At 58.4% G+C, this 219-nt stretch carries 1 pseudogene; it reads right to left on the bottom strand.

What is annotated here, in order from left to right:
- Window positions 1–219, bottom strand: a pseudogene (locus C483_RS19130) (RNA-guided endonuclease TnpB family protein); the annotation flags it as partial.

Genomic DNA, 219 nt, shown 5'->3' on the forward strand with positions numbered 1-219 from the left:
GAAATGGGTTTCGCGGTCAGCGAGTGTTCGACGTGCCCACATCGACTTCTGTGACGGCCCATTTTCACCCTCGGTGTCGTACTCTGCTCGCATGAAGTAGTGCTTGTCCTGCTTGAGCGAGTTGCCGGGATACAGGACGTACTCGTCGGGGAAGGCAACCGTAGCGATGTTCGTGATGCCGAGGTCGATGCCTGCTACGCCGTCGCCAGCTGAATCCTG

It is taken from the genome of Natrialba hulunbeirensis JCM 10989, assembly GCF_000337575.1.
In the GTDB taxonomy this organism is placed as follows: Archaea; Halobacteriota; Halobacteria; order Halobacteriales; family Natrialbaceae; genus Natrialba; species Natrialba hulunbeirensis.